This is a genomic window from uncultured Thermanaerothrix sp. (genome assembly GCF_938028735.1).
Classification (GTDB): domain Bacteria; phylum Chloroflexota; class Anaerolineae; order Anaerolineales; family Anaerolineaceae; genus Thermanaerothrix.
In genome coordinates, this window is sequence record NZ_CALIMF010000012.1 from 35,897 (window position 1) to 55,919 (window position 20,023).

A 20,023-nucleotide genomic window follows, 5' to 3' on the forward strand; every position below is an offset into this window, starting at 1 on the left:
CATGACGCGGCCAGATCCTGAGAAGGACCGTAAGCAGCAGATCATCAATCTGACCATCGCTGGTATTGCAGGCCAAGTGGGGTGTTTGACGTTGATCATTGTGCTGGTCGCAGTGATAGGGGGGATCTGGCTGGATGCGCGCTTGGAGACACGTCCCTGGTTCACTTTGGGTTTATTGGTGCTAAGTGTTCCTATCTCGCTGGCTGTAATGTTTTATGTGGTAAGGGCGGCGACGGCGAAAATCAAGCCTGTGCCCCCTAAAGCCAAGAAACCCGCGCTGGAGGAGGCAAGCCTTGGAGACGACACGTAAAAAGTGGCGTTGGGGTGTTAATCGTTGGATTGTGCTGGCTTGTATTATTCTGGGTATATTTGCGGTCAACATTGCAGCGCCAGTCCAACCCCATATTCAGGTGGCAGCCGAGAAACTCATTGAGGAACCGCTATTCAATCTTGGCCCATTGGGGGATTTCTATCTGGTCAATACCATCCCAGCACTGCTGTTAGTAGATCTCATTATCTTGGGGATGGCATGGTCGGTGCGCCGTTCGGTGCGTAAGGGCGATTTGGTACCACGAGGCTTGGCTGGAGCGCTAGAAGCCCTGATTGAGATCCTTTATAACTTGACCGAAAGTTCGGCGGGAAAGTGGGCGAAAGCGATTTTCCCTTGGTTTGCTTCAATTTTTCTAGTGGTTTTAATCGCCAATTTGATGAAGTTAATCCCCGGCGTAGAAACGATAGGTATCATTCACCATGCCGAAAAGGACGGGCACGCGATCCAGTCCCTGGGAGGGATATGGTATACCCTAACGCCGGAGAAGGGTGATTATACTCTAACGCCCTTTGTACGTGGTCTTTCCACCGATCTTAATTTCACGGTGGGCTTAGCGTTGGTCTCGGTGTTTATGACGCAAGTGATTGGCGTTCGGGCGCAAGGGTGGCGTTATTTTCTAAAGTTTTTCAATGTAACAACGTTGTTTTCACGGCCTTTCTTTGGGGCGATTGATTTCCTGGTGGGGTTGCTTGAAACGATTTCCGAACTAGCGAAGATTCTCTCGTTCTCATTCCGATTGTTCGGAAATATGTTTGCTGGTTTTGTGCTGATTGCTCTGGTAGGTACCCTGTTGCCGGTCTTTATTCCCTCGTTTGTATATCTGTTTGAGGCGTTTATTGCCGTGATTCAGGCTTTTGTTTTTGGCATGCTAACCATGGTGTTCATGGCTCAAGCCACGCGCGGGCACGGTGGCGAGAGTGAGCACCATTAAAGCGATAGGAATTTCAGGTACAAACTTTGATAACCTAAATTCATCCAGAGGAGGCGCTTTAACATGACGGGTGATATCATCCTGGCGGCAAAGTTTATCGGTGCGGGTCTCTCCATGATCGGTGCTTTGGGAGCAGGGGTTGGTATTGGTTTGAGCGTTCAGGGGGCGTTACAGGGTATGGCACGCAACCCCGATGCTTATGGTAACCTGCTCACGAACATGATTCTGGGCATTGCGTTTTCGGAAGCCATTGCTATTTACTGTTTGGTGATTGCTTTCTTGATGCTCTTTGTGCTCTAATTCCTCAAGCAAAGGAGTGAGCCTTGGAAAAGTTAGGGATTAACCTGGGATTATTATTTGTTCAGATCCTTAGTTTCATCGTGATGGTGGTGGTTTTGCGTGCTTGGGTATTTAAGCCGCTTATGGCCCAGTTGGAAAAACGCCGCAAAATTGTGGCGCAAGGTTTGGAGGATGCGCGGGTAGCGGCAGAAGCACGCGCTAATGCGGAGAAAGAGGCCAGTCGCATTATTGCGGAAGCCCAAGCAAAAGCGGCCGAGATTGTGCGCGAGGCGACCGAACGCGCTGAGGCGGTAGCACGGGAAGTGCGGGTGGCGCAGGAAGAGGAACTGCGTAAACAGCGTGAGCAGGCTCTGGCCGAATTGGAGCAGGAGCGTCATCGGGTTTTAAGCGAAATGCGGGGACAGATTGCCGCTCTGGCCATTGCTGCAACCCAAAAACTTATTAAAGAAACCCTCGATGAGCAACGCCAGCGCGCTTTACTAGAGGAGTTCTTCTCCGGTGTACGGGGAGGCAAGGTTGTGGTGCTCGAGAATGAAACCCTAGCAGGTGGTGGAGGTGCAGCGGAGGTGACCAGTGCCCTGCCCTTGACCCCTGAAGAACAAGAGGTGGTCAAGCAAGATATCCTGGCCCGTTTGGGAGGAAGCGCTTCGGTCACTTTCCGCGTGGACCCCTCGATTCTGGGTGGTCTGATCGTTCGGGTCGGGGATCGGATCATTGATGGTTCGGTGGCTGGGCAGTTGCAGAATCTGCGACAGCATTTGCAGTAAGTCGGGCTGCTTAAGCCCCTATTCATGATGTCGTGTGTTTTCCTCTTTTACCCCTGTCTTTCCTGACGGGGGTTTTGTTATGAAAGGGTTTTGAGAGACCAGCGTATGCCATATGCTCCCGTAGCCATTGTGCCTCAGTCTGTAGCCCTGGCCGATCTCCTTCTCCAAACACCGGTTAAGATTCTAACTCCTGGGCCCATTCCCCAAGTGTGGATTCGTGGCATTTGTATGGACTCGCGCGATGCCTTCCCGGGATGCCTCTTTGTGGCACTTCCAGGCACTACCACCGATGGTCACCAGTTTATTCCCCAGGCGATCCAGAATGGAGCGGTAGTTGTTATTGGCACCCGACCTCACGCCACACAATCATGGCCGGTTCCCTATCTTCAAGTGCCAGATGCGCGCTTTGCGCTGGCTTATCTTGCGGCGGCGCTTTACGGCTTCCCCGCCCGTGCTATGACCATTATTGGGGTGACCGGCACGGATGGAAAAACCACCACCACCAATTTGATCTATCAAATTTTGTTGGCGGCGGGGCTAAAGGCTGGGATGATCTCGACGGTCAATGCCGTCATTGGAGACCAGGTATTGGATACCGGTTTTCATGTGACCACACCAGAAGCGCTAGATGTGCAGCGCTATCTGGCGCAAATGCGCGCGGCGGGGCTCACTCATGCGGTACTGGAGGCCACCTCGCACGGTCTGGCGCAGGATCGGGTCACGGCATGTGAATTTGATATTGCTGTTGTCACCAATATCACCCATGAACATCTTGACTATCACGGGTCTTATGAAGCCTACCGAGCGGCTAAAGCGCGTTTGTTTCAATTCCTGGAGACAACACTACCCAAAGCGCAAGGGAATCCGCGCTTGGCGGTGCTGAATCGTGAAGACGCCTCTTACGCTTTTCTGAACGATCTGGTGAAAGGACGGAAGGTGACCTATGGTCTTCAACCGGACAATGATGTGTGGGCAGAAGCCATCCGCCAGGATGCTGAAGGATTGACCTTTGTGGTTCATGCGGGCAAGCAGAAATTTCCCATCTACAGCCCATTAATTGGTGAGTACAATGTCTACAACATCCTGGCTGCCGTTTCGGCCACCCTGTTGGGACTGGACCTGGATCCGGAAGCAGTGCGCGTGGGGGTGGCTACTCTGAAAAGCATTCCCGGACGCATGGAGCGCATTGATATGGGGCAGAATTTTTGGGCAATTGTAGATTTTGCTCACACGCCGAACGCTCTCAAACGTGCTTTGCAAACCGTGCGTCAGTTGACTTCAGGGCGCGTTATCGCAATCTTTGGATCAGCCGGATTGCGAGATCGAGAGAAGCGTCGGCTAATGGCTGCCGAATCGGCCCGTCTGGCTGATATCACGATCCTAACCGCTGAAGATCCGCGTACCGAGTCGCTTGAGGAAATACTGAACGTGATGTTGCAGGCAGCAGTGCAAGGGGGGGCTGTGGAAGGTGAGACGGTGTTTCGTGTACCTGATCGGGGCGAAGCTATCCGGTTGGGGGTGCGAATGGCACACCCCGGCGATGTTGTCATTGCCCTGGGTAAAGGGCACGAACAATCTATGTGCTTTGGCACGGTGGAATATCCTTGGGATGATCGCCTGGCAATGCGGGCGGCACTGGCTGAGCGTCTAGGGATACCAGGCTATGCCATGCCTTACCTACCCACGCAAGACAATTTTGCTTCATGAAATTAACACCCCCGCCTGAATTTCAGCGGGGGTGTGCATTGACGCGCCAAGGTCAGCGGCGCCCACCAGAAGGGGGCTTGTTGGGACTGCGCGATGGCTTGCCGGAGGGACCACCGGTGGGGCGACGTGCAGCGCCACTACCACGACCCTCGGTAGAGGGCTTACGCGCTCCGCCCGTGCGCCCATTACGATCATGGGCCTGAGCTTCTTCGGGGGTCCAGCCTTCCAGGACAGCCTGGCGCGAGAGGCGAATACGTCCGTTTTCGTCAATGTCGGTAACCATTACGGTAATTTCATCACCCACGCGCACGACATCTTCCACGCTTTTGACGCGCTCCGTGTCCAACTGGGAGATATGAACCATCCCATCGACGTTGGGCAGGATTTCGACAAACGCACCGAAGTCGGTTACCCGCACAACACGCCCAGTATAAATGCGTCCTACTTGAGGCACTTCGCATAAGCGCTCGATCTTTTCGCGTGCTAGAGCAGCACCATTGCCGCTGGTGGCAGCAATGTAAACCGTGCCATCTTCACCAATATCAATTCGGGTGTCGGTTTCATCCTGGATCGCACGGATCATCTTACCACCCGGTCCAATGATTGCGCCAATCTTATCCACCGGGATTTTGATGGTGGTGATGCGAGGCGCGTGCGGTTTGAGCTCTGGCCGCGGTGCGGGGATGACTTTCAGCATCTCATCCAAGATATACAAACGCGCTCGGCGGGCTTGTTCTAGTGCTTCACGCATCAACTCTGGGGTGATACCCTTGATCTTGATGTCCATTTGGAGAGCAGTAATGCCCTGGACTGTGCCAGCAACCTTGAAATCCATGTCGCCAAGGTGATCTTCCAACCCCTGGATGTCGGTCAGGATTTGGTGCTTATCTCCTTCCTTGATGAGGCCCATCGCAATTCCGGCCACAGGGGCCTTGATTGGCACGCCACTGTCCATTAAGGCCAGGGTGGAGCCACACACGGAAGCCATTGAGGTAGAACCGTTGGAAGAAAGCACCTCAGAAACCAGACGCAGCGTATAGGGGAATTCTTCCTCTGGCGGGATGACTGGGAGTAGAGCCCGTTCGGCTAATGCTCCATGGCCAATTTCACGCCGTGACTGTCCTCTAAGAGGCTTGACCTCGCCGGTCGAGTAAGGTGGGAAGTTATAGTGGTGCATGTAACGCTTGGTTTCGACCGGTTCGAGACTATCCAATTCCTGGGCTTCGCGTGGAGTTCCAAGTGTAGCCAGCGTGAGTACCTGAGTTTCACCCCGCGTGAACAGGCCGGAGCCATGAGCGCGGGGTGAGATTCCCACTTCGCACCAGATCGGACGAATTTCATCTGGTTTGCGTCCATCGGGACGAATGCCCTTCTCGAGGATGCGACGACGCACAATGGCGCGATAAACCTCGGTAAAGGCTTCCTTTACGGCGCGGGCCTGTGGGGTATCCTCGCCTGCCAATTCGCTTACCAGGCTTTCTTCCAGCGCGTCAATGGCATCGTTGAGCTCGCTTTTGGTGTGAGGGGCGTCAAGAAGTGTTTCAATCTGTTCGGCTACACGTTCGCGAATGGTTTCTACTAGGGCAGGGTCAAGCTCAAAGATGGGTACCTCACGTTTGGGTTTGCCTGCTTCGGCAGCCATTTGGAGTTGGGCATCAATGAGGGGTTGAAGGGCTTGGTGCCCAAAGGCCAGGGCTTCCACCATGACATCTTCCGGCACTTCATTAGCGCCTGCTTCGACCATCAGGATAGCTTCACGGGTACCGGCAATGCGTAGATCCAGATCAGATTTCTCCTTTTGTTCAAAGGTGGGGTTGATGACAAACTGACCTTCAACGCGGCCAATACGGACCGCGCCAATGGGACCGCCCCAGGGGATATCCGACACCATCAGCGCAGCAGAGGCGGCGTTGACTGCCAAGATATCCAGTGGATTCTCCATGTCGGCGGAGATGGAAAACATGATGATCTGGACCTCATTCCGCATTCCTTTGGGGAAAAGGGGACGAATGGGGCGGTCGGACAGGCGAGCGATTAGGATGGCTTCCTCGGAGGGTTTGCCCTCGCGGCGGAAGAACGAGCCAGGGATGCGTCCACCTGCGTAAAGGCGTTCTTCATACTCCACCGTGAGTGGGAAGAAATCCACATCCTCTTTGGGCTTGTCACTCATGGTGGCAGCCGCAAAGATCACCGAATCACCTAGGCGAACGGTTACAGCTCCTCCTGCTTGGCCGGCTAATTTACCGGTCTCAAAGATAATCGGACGACCACCAACAATGGCCGTGTATTGTTTGGCTTCTGGTTTGTTCATATTCTCCTTTACCTCTTTTTTATCCCCCCAGCGGGTTAGGAACTGAAAGCTATTGAGGACATACGTCCCCACCAGATTTCAACTCCCAACCGCATGGGGGGAGGCTAAGTAATCTCCAAAAAGTGAGTAGATGGTTAACTCGCCGCCATCTACTCACTTAGTTTGCCAATGTTAGCGCGCCCGCAAGTTAAGGCGCTCCGTGAGCGCCGCGTAACGTGTGTAGTCCTTGCGGCGCAAGTACATTAGCAGGCGACGCCGTTGGCCAACCAATTTGAGCAAACCGCGGCGCGAGGATTCGTCGTGCTTGTGCGTGCGCAGATGCTCAGTTAACTGGTTAATGCGATGCGTCAGCAAAGCAATTTGAACCTCAGGTGAGCCGGTATCACCCTCATGGCGGCCAAACTCGCTAATTAGTTTGTTTTTCTCCTCTTTTGTTAAGGTCATGACGTCTGCTTCTCCTTAGGGATTGAGTTCTGAGCAGGTCTCCAGGCACGTAGGGTGTCCCACATGCCGGTCTAGTCACTGCATTTATATTATACCAGAGGTTGTTGGGTTGGTGGAGGGTTGGAGCGCGCTGTCATCAGGCGCAAGGTGCTTTGCAGGCGTTGGCGATAATCTTCTGGAAGCATGGGGAGCACAGTTCGAACCAGGCGGCGGGCCGTGGGGGCGGGGAGTAACCCCAGTAACTGCCGCAGGAAGTAGGCCGTTTCGGCTGGTGAACGCTTGGTCAGCGTTTGCAAGAGGTCAAGCGTCTCTGCCGTAGGGGTTGAGATCGAGAACTCTTGCAGCCAGGCGCTTAGCCAATCGAAGATGAGCGGAAGGTTCTCAAAGGATGTATTTTGAACAAGGTGCCGAAGGGCCACCAGGGCTACTCGGCGGTTTCTTGGTGAGGCGGAAAAAAGCCAGGTGTGCACCAAGTTCAGCCAAGCTTCCAGTGCATGTTTTTGCAGCCCTTCGGCGGCGGTAACAATCATAGGAATAAAGTGAGAAGCCCCCTCTGTGTCGTTTATCCACCTTGAAAGCCGCTCTTCAACGGCTGCCAAGGTTTCGTTTGTGAGAGGAAGGTCGCGCAGAAGTACGGCCGCCAGATGTCGGTAAAGCGGTAGGGAGTCTTCCCAGAGCAGATCAGCTAAGTGCAAGGCTGGTTCGGGGGATTGAGCTATCCGGGTGCTTAAGAAGGCCTCAACTTCGTAGAGAACAACAGGGGGCACTAGGAGGCGCTCCGAGGCTTGGGTGAATGGGATGGTTTCACCCGGCTGGTAGGAGAGGTCGGCGTATTGTTCCATCAAGCGTTGGAGTTCCCGTTTGAAGCGAGGAATATCCTCAAGCAGGAGTGATAACTCCTGCAAACGCCGACGCAGAACGTGTAAGGAAACAGCCGGCATAGCTAAAAGCCTTTCAATAAGCCCGGGCGAAATACACTTTCTGGGTCGCCCGCTGCCCACAGACGATGCACCGCCCCTCGCCAGCCGGTTGTTCCAGCGGGATGCATCGGGTGGTGGCTTTGGTATCTTCCTTGACCTTTGCCTCACACTCAGCGCTACCACACCACCACGAAAAGGCCCACCCATGTTGCACTACTTCCTTGAGTTCCTCGTAGTTCTGAGGGTCAAAGATGTGTTCGTCGCGGAACTGGGTGGCGCGCTTGAGTAAGGAGAGGTGTATATCATCGAGCAATTGAGCAAATTGGGCTTCTAAGTTGTTGGGATGGATGGTGGACTTCCCGGCTTTGCCTGGGATGTCACGTCGCGCAACGGTCAGCACGCCCTTCTCTACATCTTTTGGGCCAATTTCAATGCGCAGGGGAACCCCTCGTAGCTCCCAATCATTGAACTTAAACCCTGGGGTCACTTCACTGCGATCGTCCACCTTGACCCGGAAGCGCGCACTCAATTGCTTGTGCAATTGAGTGGCAACGGCCATAACCTGAGATTGTTCTGTATCACTGCGGTAGATGGGCACGATGACTATCTGGATCGGAGCCAGGCGCGGCGGTAGGATTAAACCCTGATCATCTCCATGGGTCATGATAATGGCGCCAATGAAGCGGGTTGAAAGCCCCCATGACGTGGTCCAGCAATACTGTAATTGATTATTACGATCTAGATATTGGATATCAAACGCACGCGCAAAATTCTGGCCTAGAAAGTGTGAGGTGCCTGATTGCAGGGCTCGTGTGTCGCCCATCATGGCTTCGATTGTGTACGACTGGACAGCTCCCGCAAATTTCTCAGTTTCGCTTTTGCGGCCGGGGATGACAGGGATGGCGGCTTCGTTGTAGGCGAAGTCCGTGTACACATTGAGCATGCGTAGCGTTTCTTCCAAGGCCTCTTCCTCGGTCGCATGAGCGGTGTGCCCTTCCTGCCAGTAAAACTCCAATGTGCGCAGAAAGAGGCGAGTGCGCATTTCCCAACGGACGACGTTTCCCCATTGGTTGATCAGAACCGGAAGGTCACGGTAGGAACGAATCCACTTGGAGTACATGTACCCAATAATTGTCTCAGAGGTTGGGCGTACCACCAGCGGTTCCTCCAGAGTCTCACCTCCACCGACCGTGACGACAGCCAGTTCAGGTGAGAAGCCTTCCACATGTTCCTTCTCTTTTTCCAAAAAGGACATCGGGATGAAAAGCGGAAAGGCTGCGTTGACATGGCCGGTTTCCTTGAAGCGTCGGTCCAGGGCCTGCTGGATGTTTTCCCATAAGGCCCACCCATAGGGACGGATCACCATACAGCCACGCACGGGCGCGTAATCGGCTAATTCGGCCCGTAGCACGACTTGGTTGTACCATTCGGAAAAATTCTCGCTACGTGCAGGCAACTTCTCTGTGCTCATGGGCTTCGTCCATCCTTGGGAAAAGATTGAGCAATCTTTAAGACTTCAAAATACGCGCTTTGATAATCTAGGGCGAAAATCAGCCAGCGCTGCTCGTTTTCGGCAAGCAGCCCTTGCATCCGCTCAAAGAGGGACTGAAATACGCTCTGCCACGCTGTTCCGATTAGGACTAGCGGTTTGGGGGGAATGGCCTGGATAATCAGGTGATTCCAGAACAGGCTGATTTCGGCTAAAGTGCCCGCTCCTCCCGGCAGGGCAATGGCAGCATCGCTTTCACGAATAAGGAAAGCGATCCGTTCAACAAGCGTCCGCATGCGGACTTCCTCAGCCACCCAACGGTTGGCCCCGGTGGGTCGCCAGCGCTCAATTTCTTCGCAGGTCACGCCAATGACGTGCCCGCCTGCCTCAGCGGCGCCACGCGAAGCGGCTTCCATAGTGCCCATGTACCCACCTGTCATCAGGATATGGCCGCCTTGGCCGATCAGGCGTCCAAGATGGTAGGCTATCTCGTAATCGGGTTGGCCAGGTTGCGGTCGAGCGCTTCCAAAAACGGCAATTTTCATATTGAGTCCGCATCTGATGAAGATACTATATTTTAACCTATCTTTTGGTTCGGGTTTTCAAGTCACATTTCCGGTTTGCGTTTGCCTCAAGTAATTGGGGGGTATTCCCAGTGCTTCTAGCGCTTTGCGCGCCGAGAGTCGCTGCTCAGGATGCCAGCCAGGTTCATTGACCATGCGGAAGAGATGCTGCATAACTGCTTTTTGCGCTTCCCGATCCAGGCGTGCAAACGCCGCCTGGATTTGTTGTGGATCGCGCGAGAGAATGGCCTCCCAGAAGGCTTCGGGATCTATGGGCGCACTATCATTTGGGAACATCCTGTCCATTCCTCATTGTGGCTCTTGGGATAAAATTCTGGTACGGGCGGGGATTGCCCGTACCAGAGGCAATATACTCGACAGGAGAGGGAAAGGGTCAATCTGCCCGTTGTGCTTGAAGTTCTTTCTGCCGAGCGGCGACAATTTCCTGCTGGATATGAGGCGGTACCATTTCGTAATTATAGAACTCCATGGTAAAGAAGCCACGGCCTCCCGTGAGGGATCGCAACTGGGTGGTGTAACGCAGCATCTCAGCCAGTGGCACTAGGGCAGTAATGACCGAGCGACCTCGCTCTGTATTCATGCCCAAGACTCGCGCCCGGCGTGAGTTCAAATCGCCCAGCACATCCCCCATATTGGCTTCAGGCACGATGATCTCGACCTTCATAATGGGCTCATATAACACTGGGCCAGCATCCTTGAACGCAAGTTTGAATGCCTCACGCCCCGCAATTTCAAATGCAATGGGTTTTGAGTCCACAGGGTGTTCTTTTCCATCGTACACAGCCACCTTGATGCCGCGGATGGGATAGCCTGCCAGGACACCTTCTTTCATGACGCCTTGAATGCCCTTCTGGATGGAGGGGGCGAAAGACGAAGAAATCGCCCCACCGAAGACCTCCCAGACAAACTCCAACTCCTGATCCGGCGTCAGGGGTTCAATGCGTAGGTGAACTTCACCAAATTGCCCTGCCCCGCCAGTTTGTTTCTTATGGCGATACATGGCGCTGGCTTTTTTGGTAATAGCCTCAAGGTAAGGCACTTTGGGCTCGCTGATAACCAGACCGACCTGGAATTTGGTCTCGGCGCGGCGTACTGCCACCTCGATATGTTGATCGCCCATCCCCTGCAGAATGGTTTGATTTGTCGCTGGCTCCATATGCCAGGAAAGGGTCATATCTTCCTCGCACAGGCGAGTCAGGGTGGGGGTGATCTTGGCGGAGTCGGCCTGGGTCTTCGGGGCGATGGCGACTTGATAGAGAGCCTTCGGGTACTCAGGGATGGGCAGGGTCAGCGGGTGGTTTTTATCGCAAAGGGTGTTGCCAGTAACTGTTTCAGAGAGTTTCGGCACGACCCCAATATCGCCACAATGAAGCACTTTAACCGGGAAGAGCTCCTTGCCGCGCGGAACATTAAGCGTTCCCAAGCGTTCCTCGACTCCTTTGCTTTGATTCCAAACGCGCGTATCTGAAGTAAGGAAACCAGAGTAGATGCGAAAGAACGTTTGCCGTCCGACGAAAGGATCGGCCGTAGTCTTCCACACATAGACCGCCAATGGCCCGCTATCAGATGCGGGGAGTTCTTCCTCACCGTCCTTGCCAATGGCGCGCGCGGGCGGCATGTCAGCGGGTGAGGGGAGTAAATCAATGATGGCGTCCAACAAAGGGGCGAGGCCAATTTCGGCAGTAGCGGCGGTCACAAAGACTGGGTAGGCTGTATGATTGCGGATAGCGCCGCGCAACCCGCGCACGATTTCTTCATTCGATAGCGAGCCGCTTTCCAGGTATTTCTCCAGCAGTTCGTCATCGCCTTCGGCGGCTGCTTCCACCAAGGCGACTCGAGCCTCTTCTGCAGCAGTGCGTAACTCTGCCGGAATTTCTACGGCGCTCTTGCCTTCCCCTTTATAGGCTTTCATGGTGATCAGGTCAATGACACCCTGGAAGTTTTGCTTTTCACCCCAAGGTAGTTGGACCGGCACTAGGCGCACTTCAGAGAATTCCTGGATGGAAGCCAGTGCTTTCTGGAAATTTGCGTTTTCCCGGTCCATTTTGTTGATGACGACAAACCGGGGCAATCGGAATTGATTACAATAATTCCAGGCAATCTCGGTTCCCACCTCAACACCTGAAACCGAGTCGATGAGAACCAAGGCGCTGTCTGCCACGCGTAAGGCTGAGATCACTTCGCCGATGAAATCAGTATAGCCGGGCGTATCCAAGAAATTAATTTTGACATCCCGGTATTCGATGGGGATCACAGACGTGTAAAGGGAAATTCCGCGCCGTATCTCTTCTTCATCAAAATCTGAGACGGTGCTTCCATCTTCCACCCGTCCGAGTCGGGTGGTGGCGCCGGTGAAGTGCAGGAGCGCCTCAGTCAGCATAGTTTTGCCAGCACTACTGTGAGAAACTAAAGCGACATTGCGAATGGACTCAGTGGTATACTCCTTCATGCGCTTAACCCTTCTTATCCTGGAATCACAGCCTTGTAATTTTAAGGCCTCTCGGCGTTCTTGTCAAAAAGGAATCGCTTTTTATCCTTGGCTGTAATAAGTGGTGTTTGATACAGGGCTCGCTCGTAAGCAGAGGGGAACCAAGTGTTTGATCCCTGACCATCTCTTTTTGCCTCCTGCAAGGCTTTCATTCTCACCTCTGCCTGTCCATGATCGCACTCAAGGATGAGGTTGATAAAAGTTTTGTTATGGCAGCATCCTGGCCAGATTGCCGGGTGTGTGATGGGATTTATCGTTGCGTCTGGTTTTGGAACGCTGGCCGGGGGGCACTCTTCTATGAATTTAGAGCAACTGCTTTTGCATGCGCCAGGCCGGCTCTTCAACGAAACGTCGTTGTCCTTCGTGATCTACATAGGACCAGCATCCTGGATCGTACCCAATCACGACAAAGCCAAGACGTTCGTATAGTCTGCGTGCAGCGGTGTTTTCAACCGCCACGTTCAGATTCAGCCATGTATAACCGCGCGCTCGGAGGTCATTGATGATGGTGTTGAGCATATGAGTTCCTAAGCCGGCATTGCGATAGGCCGGTTTGACGCGAAAGCCGTAGAGGTAGGCCCGGTGCTCTCCATCTGCCAGCTCGGGGCGTGGGCTGGCTAATTGAACAAACGCCTGTCCGATAATTCCGACGCCAGGGAGTTCAGCAACCCAAATGAGCACTTGGCCGCTCAGGCTGGCTTGGTAAGCCTCGCGGTATATGCGACGAAAGTGGGAATAGGCGCCATCCCATTCCAGCGCTGGCAGATCTTCCTCCCGCAGATGGCGCAAGCAGACCTGATCGAGCCAATTATGAGTCAGGGTGAGAGAGGCGGCTTTTTCAATCATGGGGTTTTTGAGGTAACCAGTTGCTCAAGTAAGAGGTGCTCTTGCTCGGGTGATTGGACTTTACCGTCCAGCCAGGCAGCGCGTAGGGCCCACAGAATTCGGCGATAGGCTGGGCCAGGGGGCACCCCTAGCGCATGTAGGGTGTGTCCATCTGTGACGGGGTGAATGTGACGCCATTGGGTGGCATACGTGTTCAACATTGTGGCGATCTCGGAAGTACGATATAGCAGGAAGAGGGCATAAATTACGGGTGGGGGCACATCATCCAGGCGGTTAACAATTTGGCTGGGGGCGTAGTTAAGCAGCACGGGGAGGTCAGGAATAAGCGCAGCCCCAATTTTCAAGCCCTCGCGCAAGTGATGTGGCAGGCGCAGACGCTGGGCGAGGCTGGTACTCTTTTCGGCAGGCAGGGGCAAAAACCAAATCAAGTAGGCCAGCATTCGACGGATAGGGGCGCCGCCCCAGGTTTCGGGGAGTTGCCACGCCGGCTCTAGCGGGGCCTTGAGAGCTGCCTTCATAGGTTCATTCAGGTGTGCATTCCAATGCAAATCGGGGTGAATAGCTTCCAATAATCGGAGCTCTTCCAGACGCTGGAGCGCAGGTAGGGGGTCATCTTCAGCCAAGATAAGATCCAACTCGTGTCGCAAGCGATCACCGGAAACCTGGCGGAGCAAATCACGCGCCTCATTCATCAATTGCAACGTGCGGTCTTCTATCTGGAAGCCAAAGCGCTGTTCAAAGCGTACGGCACGTAACATGCGGGTGGGGTCATCTACAAAAGAGAGGGAGTGCAACACCCGAATTAGGCCACGTTGCAGGTCGGCATAGCCTCCCCAATAATCGTACAGGTCGCCATAATGACGCCCGTCCAGGCGTAAGGCGAGAGTGTTGATGGTGAAATCGCGGCGGTGTAGATCCAGTTTGATGCTACTGCGCTCAACAGTTGGTAATGCGGTGGGGTAATCATAAAACTCAGTGCGCGCACTAATAAAATCCAGGAATTCGGGCAGATCACTCAGACTGGCATTGCTTATATGCAGTGTGTCTTTTAGGAGTGAGGCGCGGATCTCAGCAATATGCCATTTAGCCGTGCCAAAGCGGCTGTGACTGGTGACGCGCCCACCTAGCTCGCGTTCTAAAGCCCGAGCCAAGGCAATGGCGTCACCCTCGACGACGATATCAAAATCCTGGCTGGGGCGATTGAGGAGTAAATCGCGCACAAAGCCCCCTACCACATAAACCGGCAGGCGGCGTTGATGAGCGCGTTCGGCGATCAGCTTGAGTAGCGCTAGGCGGGCAGGGGGAAGGGCTGCCTCAAGGCGGTCGGCAAAATTCTGACGGGTGGGAGCTGCGAGGTGGTTACGACCCAATGCTTTAAGCAAATCCGTGCGTGTGACGATGCCAATGACGGCTTGGCTTTCCGGATCTATCACCGGGATTTGCCCCCAACCCGTCTCGGCCATTAGGCGCTGGACGACTTCGAGGGGATCTTGAGGACGTACCACCACTTCGCCGGCTTCCATTAGACTGGATGCCGGGAGGTTAAGACGATGTGCCAATGCGCGATCCACAGCGCGGCGGGTGAGCAGACCGATCACCTTACCGTCTTTGACCACCGGGTAGCCCTCATAGCCATAACGTTGCATCAATTGAGCCGCTTCTTGGGCGGAGGTCTCCGGAGAGAGCACCATGGGGCGGGGTGACATGATCTGCTCAACCGTAATAGCCGGTTGCACTTTCTCGGGCAATACATCCGTCAGACGCTGATAGACGGCCTCTAAGGCTTCATCCTCTGGAACTCCTAGGTCGGGGAGGCGGATAAGGGCAGCGGCAGCGCGCTCATGACCACCCCCACCAAAAAGAGCCGCAATTTCAGCCACGTTGATGCGGTCAGTAGTGGAGCGTGCCACTAAGCGAATGCCCTCGGCCGTTTTTACCAGCAGAAACAAGCCATCTGGATCGAGCAAATCACGCAGTTTATGGGCAATGCTGGAAACTTCCTCAACGAGACCAATGGCTTCTCCCTTAGCGATAACGATGGTTTGCCCGTTGATCTCCAACGTCTCGGCGCTAGCTAGCAGGCGATGATAAACCTCACGTTGATCTTCGGAGAGGGGAGGGTTAAGAAACTGGTTGGCCAAATGGAGGCTAGCACCTTGTTCTAACAAATAGGCCACAGCATGGGCATCCCGTGCAGTGGTGTTGTTGTAAGTAAGCGAGCCGGTGTCTTCATAAATGCCCAGGAGCAGCAGGGTCGCCAGATGGGCGTTAAGCGGTTCCATGTGTTCGCGCAGGGCTTCGACCAACAAGGTGGTGCAAGCACCAACCCGCTCAATCGTGATCTGCCAGTCCGGAGGCAGGTCAGCACGAGGTTGATGGTGGTCAATAACGCGCACGCGCGTGTGCTTACCCATGCCTTTTAGGGTGACCAGGGATTGGGTGTCCACCAAGGTCACGCTTTCAATGGGCTCATTGGGGAGGTCGCGCACTTCGTGGAAGGGCAATTCACTCCCATAAAGGTTCAGGTAGGCGCGTACATTGCGATTAAGACGGCGGGGCAACACTGGCAACGCCCCTTCGTCCAGCAGGGAGGCTCCCAGAAGCGCCGCGATGGCATCAAAATCGGCTTGTTCGTGGGTTAAGATGACACGCACGGCTTAATTGTAACATCTGCGGTACAATTGAAACCCGGACAAATTGGCCCTAGTTATAAGTTAATGCAAGGAGGGTGCATGGGACCCGAGTTGACTCAAGCGGAGGTTTTTCGCTATGCCCGCCATCTGGTTATTCCCGAGGTGGGTATGGAGGGACAGCGGAAGCTAAAAGCCGCTTCGGTGCTCATCGTGGGGACAGGCGGGTTGGGATCGCCCATTTCATTGTATTTAGCAGCGGCGGGGGTTGGGCACATTGGGCTGGTAGACTACGATGTGGTGGATGAGTCGAATCTGCAACGCCAGATTGCTCATGGTACAGATCGCCTGGGAATGCATAAGGTTGAATCCGCACGTAAACGCTTGTTGGAACTTAATCCCTTCATTCAGGTGGATGTCTACAATGAAGTTTTTTCGGCTTCTAATGCGGAAACGATTGCCTCAGGTTATGATATTCTGGTAGATGGGACGGATAATTTTCCAACCCGCTATCTGCTGAACGATTTAGCGGCCCTGACTGGGCGTCCCTATGTTTATGGGTCGGTGTTTCGCTTTGAGGGGCAAGTGAGCGTCTTTGATCCCCGGAAAGGGCCTTGTTATCGTTGTCTATTCCCGGAGCCCCCACCTCCTGATAGTGTGCCCTCTTGTGCCGATGCAGGTGTGTTTGGCGTGCTGCCTGGCACTATTGGCACCATTCAGGCAACAGAGGTGCTTAAACTCATTCTGGGGATTGGGCAGCCTCTAATCGGGCGCTTATTGCTCTATGATGCGTTGGATATGTCGTTTGAGATAATCACCCTACGTAAGAATCCTCAATGTAAATTGTGTGGAGAACATCCCCAAATCACCCAATTGATAGATTATGAAGCCTTCTGTGGGGTACCGGCGCGACCTCATCCCCAGGCTGAGGTGGGGGAAGGGCTGGACCTTTGTCCCGAGGAGTTGGCGCAACGCCTGCAAAGCGATCATCCTCCAGTGCTGATTGATGTGCGCCACCCAATTGAGAGCCAGATTGCAGCTCTACCTGGGGCTTTGCAAATCCCCTTGGAGAAACTGCCGCAGAAACTCCATGATCTGGATCCCCAAACCGAATATGTGCTATTCTGTCGTACAGGTGTGCGTTCGGCGCGGGGGCTAAAGATAATGCGTGCTGCCGGTTTTCAACGGGTAAGGCACTTGAAAGGTGGTTTGAACGCTTGGGCAGAGCAGATAGATCCCCAAATGTTACGGTATTAAAAAATTTAGAGGTAGCAGGAAGGTTTGTTCATGAACAAGGCAATGGATAAACCGAGGTTACTGGCGGTGCTCGCGCACCCGGATGACGAAACATTTGGCATTGGTGGCACATTGGCTTACTATGCCCGTCGAGGGGTGGAGGTCTTTCTAATCTGTGCCACCCGGGGTGAGGCTGGGGATGTGTCTCCCGAATTTCTTCAGGGTTATGGCTCCGTTGCTGAGCGGCGCGAGGCTGAGTTGCGCTGTGCGGCGGGCAAATTGGGGTTGGCAGGGGTCTATTTCCTGGACTATCGCGACTCAGGAATGCCGGGCAGTGCTGATAACCGCCATCCCCGGGCTCTGATCAATGCTCCCCTCGAGGAGGTAGCGCGTAAAATTGCAGCGGTTATTCGTCGCCTGCGCCCCCAAGTGGTTGTCACTTTTGACCCAATTGGGGGATATCGCCACCCGGATCACATTGCCATTCATCAGGCCACGGTGCGTGCATTTGATGTGGCTGCGCAGCCCGATCCCGAGCTTGAGGTTCAGGCCGGACCACCTTACCGGCCGGCCAAACTGTACTTCCATATCATACCGCGCACGCTATTGCGTTTGACTGTGCGCTGGCTGCAATTGACCGGCCGTGATCCCCATCGGTTTGGACGAAATAAGGATATTGATCTGGCTGCCATTGCGGAAGTCGAGTTCCCAACCGATGCAGTGGTGAATTATGCCGAAGTGGCAACTATTCGTGATGAAGCCGCTATCTGTCATGCCAGCCAGGGCGGAAGCGGCCTAACCGGCGGGTGGTTAGGACGACTTTTCCGACGTTGGGTGGCGCGCGAAACGTTTATGCGGGCTTACCCGCCACACACGAATGGACGCGTGGAACATGACCTGTTCGAGGGGATTGCTAGCCTTGAGCCGTTGCGCAAGGTGTAGGAAGCCCATTTGAAGAGTCTCTCAAGCCTGGACTGCAAGCAGACGTGATATGCCGGCTAGATCGGGGTGAATCGTGATTTCAGCCCGAGGGAAGTAACTATGGGCTAATTCGCGGAGGATGAGGGCCTGAGAAGCGTCTATTTCTGCCAGAAGCAAACCACCGGGAGCCAATCTATAAGGGGCTTGTTGGAGCAAACGTAGGATAAGGTCAAGCCCCTCCGGACCGCCGTCAAGGGCATCACGCGGCTCAAACTGTGCCACTCTCAATTCAGCCAAGCGGGGCGTGGGAATATAGGGCAAATTGGCGCAGATCAAGTCGAAAGAAGCGTGCACTGGGCTGAGCAAGTCGGCTTGGAGCAGGTGAACACGTTGGCTGAGCCGCAGGCGTTGCAGATTCTCCCGTGCTACTTGTAAGGCTAAGCGGGAACGGTCTACCGCCAGGACCATTAAGTCAGGAATATGGTGGGCCAGGCTAGCAGCAATGCACCCCGAGCCGGTGCCCACATCGGCTGCATGGCGCCGTGTGGGATGTTGGCGCAACCAGGTGATGGCTTGCTCAACCAGCAATTCAGTTTCGGGGCGGGGGATCAGCACGGCTGGGGTAACTTTGATTGGTAATCCGTAGAATTCTTGCTCACCCAGCACATAGGGTAGAGGTTCGCCCTGGCAGAGTCTCTTGAGCGCTTGCCCTAGTTGTTCCAGGGACGTTTCATCTAGCAAATGCTCGGGATGAGCTAGGAGGTAGGCCCGGGATGTGCCCAAAAATTTGGCGAGTAGGGCTTGGGCTTCTAGGGACGGGGTTTCTGAAGTAGGCCGAAGTGCCTCGGTGGCCTTGGTTAACCACTCAGCGATGGTTGTCGTCTTCTTCATCCACATCGAGGCCGGCAGCCAGTTGTTGAGCTTGGTCGCGCAGAGCGAGTTCTTCAATGAACATGTCTAAATCGCCATCCATGACAGCCGGCAGGTTATAGGAGGAAAGACCAATGCGATGATCGGTGACTCGATTTTGCGGGTAGTTATAAGTGCGAATCTTTTCAGCCCGTTCCCCTGTGCCTACCTGAGCCCGCCGAGCGGCATCCACCTCTTCTTGGCGCTTCTGCATTTCCATCTCGTAGAGGCGTGCGCGCAGAATGCTCATTGCGCGCAGACGGTTTTGGAACTGTGAGCGCTCATCCTGGCAGGCTACAACGATGCCGGTGGGTAGGTGGGTGATACGCACCGCAGTCGCGTTTTTCTGTACATTTTGCCCACCAGCGCCTGCTGAACGATAAATATCAATGCGCAGATCTGATTCGGGGATGTGGATATCCACGTCTTCCACCTCTGCCAGGACGGCGACCGTCACGGTTGAGGTATGGATACGCCCCGAGGATTCAGTGACTGGGATGCGTTGTACTCGGTGAACCCCCGATTCATATTTGAGGCGCGAATAGGCGCCTTTTCCCTTTACCAGGAAGATGATTTCCTTAAAACCACCAATACCGGTCTCATTTTGAGAAAGGACCTCGACCTCCCAGCCTTGACGCTCGGCATAACGGGAGTACATACGGAAAAGGTCGGCTGCAAAGAGAGCTGCCTCTTCACCACCTGTACCGGCACGGATCTCCATAATAACGTTGCGATCATCGCGCGGATCTTTAGGTAGGAGGAGGGCCTTGAGTTCGCGTTCGAGCTGCTCCAGTCGTGGCTCCAGTTCTTCAATCTCCTGCACCGCCAGTTCGCGAATTTCTGGGTCATCAGAATCGCGCAATGCGCGGGCTTCTTCCAGACGCTGAAGGGTTTGACGGTAGGCTTGAGAGCGGGCGACAATCTCTTCCAACTCGGCGCGTTCCTTTGCCAGTTCAGCGGCCTGCTGGTAATCATCCACAACCTGCTCAAGGAGTTGGTTAATTTCGTTGTATCGTGCTTCGATTAGGGCCAATTTATCTAGCATATCCGACATTGAGCATTCACCTCGTGAATTTAGCATTAATTATTATACCAAGGGGCCATTTCATGCGAGACTTATTGGGGGATGGTGACGAGAACCCCTTGTATTAAGCCAGAGTTTACTCATTCACAATCATTTCTTAACCTTTTAGGGGTAAGATTAGGAAG

General features: G+C 54.2%; 18 protein-coding genes. 7 read left to right on the forward strand and 11 right to left on the reverse strand.

The features are described from left to right. Position 1: 1 nt before the first annotated feature. The 5 genes from Q0721_RS06620 to Q0721_RS06640 all read left to right on the forward strand — a co-directional run bounded on the left by Q0721_RS06620 (position 2) and on the right by Q0721_RS06640 (position 4,036). Positions 2-310 carry an AtpZ/AtpI family protein gene (locus Q0721_RS06620; RefSeq protein WP_299027220.1) on the forward strand — a complete coding sequence of 103 codons (309 nt, stop codon included), beginning with the start codon at positions 2-4 and terminating at the stop codon, positions 308-310. After that, complete coding sequence (gene atpB / locus Q0721_RS06625) at positions 294-1,262, forward strand: F0F1 ATP synthase subunit A (protein WP_299027222.1); 969 nt, start codon at positions 294-296, stop codon at positions 1,260-1,262. Before Q0721_RS06620 ends, atpB begins: the two co-directional genes overlap by 17 nt. Before the next feature lie 63 nt (positions 1,263-1,325). Beyond that, on the forward strand, positions 1,326-1,562 hold the full coding sequence (gene atpE, locus Q0721_RS06630) for an ATP synthase F0 subunit C (protein WP_299027224.1): 237 nt from the start codon (positions 1,326-1,328) through the stop codon (positions 1,560-1,562). Between the two features lie 23 nt (positions 1,563-1,585). Further along, a complete protein-coding gene (gene atpF, locus Q0721_RS06635; protein ID WP_299027226.1) occupies positions 1,586-2,329 on the forward strand; it encodes a F0F1 ATP synthase subunit B in 744 nt (247 codons plus the stop codon). Positions 2,330-2,434: 105 nt separating this feature from the next. Continuing rightward, positions 2,435-4,036, forward strand: coding sequence for a UDP-N-acetylmuramoyl-L-alanyl-D-glutamate--2,6-diaminopimelate ligase (locus tag Q0721_RS06640; RefSeq protein WP_299027228.1), 1,602 nt, complete (start codon positions 2,435-2,437; stop codon positions 4,034-4,036). 52 nt (positions 4,037-4,088) lie between these two features. Here the strand turns inward: Q0721_RS06640 and Q0721_RS06645 are convergent, their stop codons facing one another. From Q0721_RS06645 to Q0721_RS06685, 9 genes are all read right to left on the reverse strand, one after another. Beyond that, a complete protein-coding gene (locus Q0721_RS06645) occupies positions 4,089-6,347 on the reverse strand; it encodes a polyribonucleotide nucleotidyltransferase (RefSeq protein WP_299027230.1) in 2,259 nt (752 codons plus the stop codon). A 171-nt stretch (positions 6,348-6,518) separates the two neighbouring features. Then, on the reverse strand, positions 6,519-6,791 hold the full coding sequence (gene rpsO, locus Q0721_RS06650; RefSeq protein WP_054520749.1) for a 30S ribosomal protein S15: 273 nt from the start codon (positions 6,789-6,791) through the stop codon (positions 6,519-6,521). A gap of 89 nt (positions 6,792-6,880) precedes the next feature. Continuing rightward, positions 6,881-7,732, reverse strand: coding sequence for a hypothetical protein (locus Q0721_RS06655; protein ID WP_299027236.1), 852 nt, complete (start codon positions 7,730-7,732; stop codon positions 6,881-6,883). Between the two features lie 13 nt (positions 7,733-7,745). Next, positions 7,746-9,182 carry a proline--tRNA ligase gene (proS, locus tag Q0721_RS06660; protein ID WP_299027238.1) on the reverse strand — a complete coding sequence of 479 codons (1,437 nt, stop codon included), beginning with the start codon at positions 9,180-9,182 and terminating at the stop codon, positions 7,746-7,748. After that, positions 9,179-9,745: an LOG family protein gene (locus tag Q0721_RS06665; protein WP_299027240.1), complete on the reverse strand. Its 567-nt coding sequence runs from the start codon at positions 9,743-9,745 to the stop codon at positions 9,179-9,181. Before Q0721_RS06665 ends, proS begins: the two co-directional genes overlap by 4 nt. Positions 9,746-9,802: 57 nt before the next feature. Beyond that, a complete protein-coding gene (locus Q0721_RS06670; RefSeq protein WP_299027241.1) occupies positions 9,803-10,060 on the reverse strand; it encodes a hypothetical protein in 258 nt (85 codons plus the stop codon). A 97-nt stretch (positions 10,061-10,157) separates the two neighbouring features. Then, complete coding sequence (gene fusA, locus Q0721_RS06675; RefSeq protein WP_299027242.1) at positions 10,158-12,233, reverse strand: elongation factor G; 2,076 nt, start codon at positions 12,231-12,233, stop codon at positions 10,158-10,160. A 342-nt stretch (positions 12,234-12,575) separates the two neighbouring features. Then, the gene (locus Q0721_RS06680) at positions 12,576-13,118 is read right to left on the reverse strand and encodes a GNAT family N-acetyltransferase (protein ID WP_299027244.1); all 543 of its coding nucleotides are present in this window, start codon (positions 13,116-13,118) and stop codon (positions 12,576-12,578) included. Beyond that, positions 13,115-15,772 carry a CBS domain-containing protein gene (locus Q0721_RS06685; protein WP_299027246.1) on the reverse strand — a complete coding sequence of 886 codons (2,658 nt, stop codon included), beginning with the start codon at positions 15,770-15,772 and terminating at the stop codon, positions 13,115-13,117. The genes Q0721_RS06680 and Q0721_RS06685 overlap by 4 nt, the downstream gene beginning before the upstream one ends. A 78-nt stretch (positions 15,773-15,850) precedes the next feature. Here Q0721_RS06685 and moeB point away from each other — a divergent pair, with 78 nt between their 5' ends. Then, entirely contained in the window at positions 15,851-17,005 is a 1,155-nt protein-coding gene (moeB, locus tag Q0721_RS06690; RefSeq protein WP_299027249.1) for a molybdopterin-synthase adenylyltransferase MoeB, read from the forward strand. Positions 17,006-17,035: 30 nt separating this feature from the next. Then, complete coding sequence (locus Q0721_RS06695) at positions 17,036-17,926, forward strand: PIG-L deacetylase family protein (protein ID WP_299027251.1); 891 nt, start codon at positions 17,036-17,038, stop codon at positions 17,924-17,926. A 21-nt stretch (positions 17,927-17,947) separates the two neighbouring features. Here the strand turns inward: Q0721_RS06695 and prmC are convergent, their stop codons facing one another. Beyond that, on the reverse strand, positions 17,948-18,796 hold the full coding sequence (prmC, locus tag Q0721_RS06700; RefSeq protein WP_299027254.1) for a peptide chain release factor N(5)-glutamine methyltransferase: 849 nt from the start codon (positions 18,794-18,796) through the stop codon (positions 17,948-17,950). Then, positions 18,771-19,859 carry a peptide chain release factor 1 gene (gene prfA, locus Q0721_RS06705; protein WP_366519200.1) on the reverse strand — a complete coding sequence of 363 codons (1,089 nt, stop codon included), beginning with the start codon at positions 19,857-19,859 and terminating at the stop codon, positions 18,771-18,773. Before prfA ends, prmC begins: the two co-directional genes overlap by 26 nt. Between the last annotated feature and the right edge of the window lie 164 nt (positions 19,860-20,023).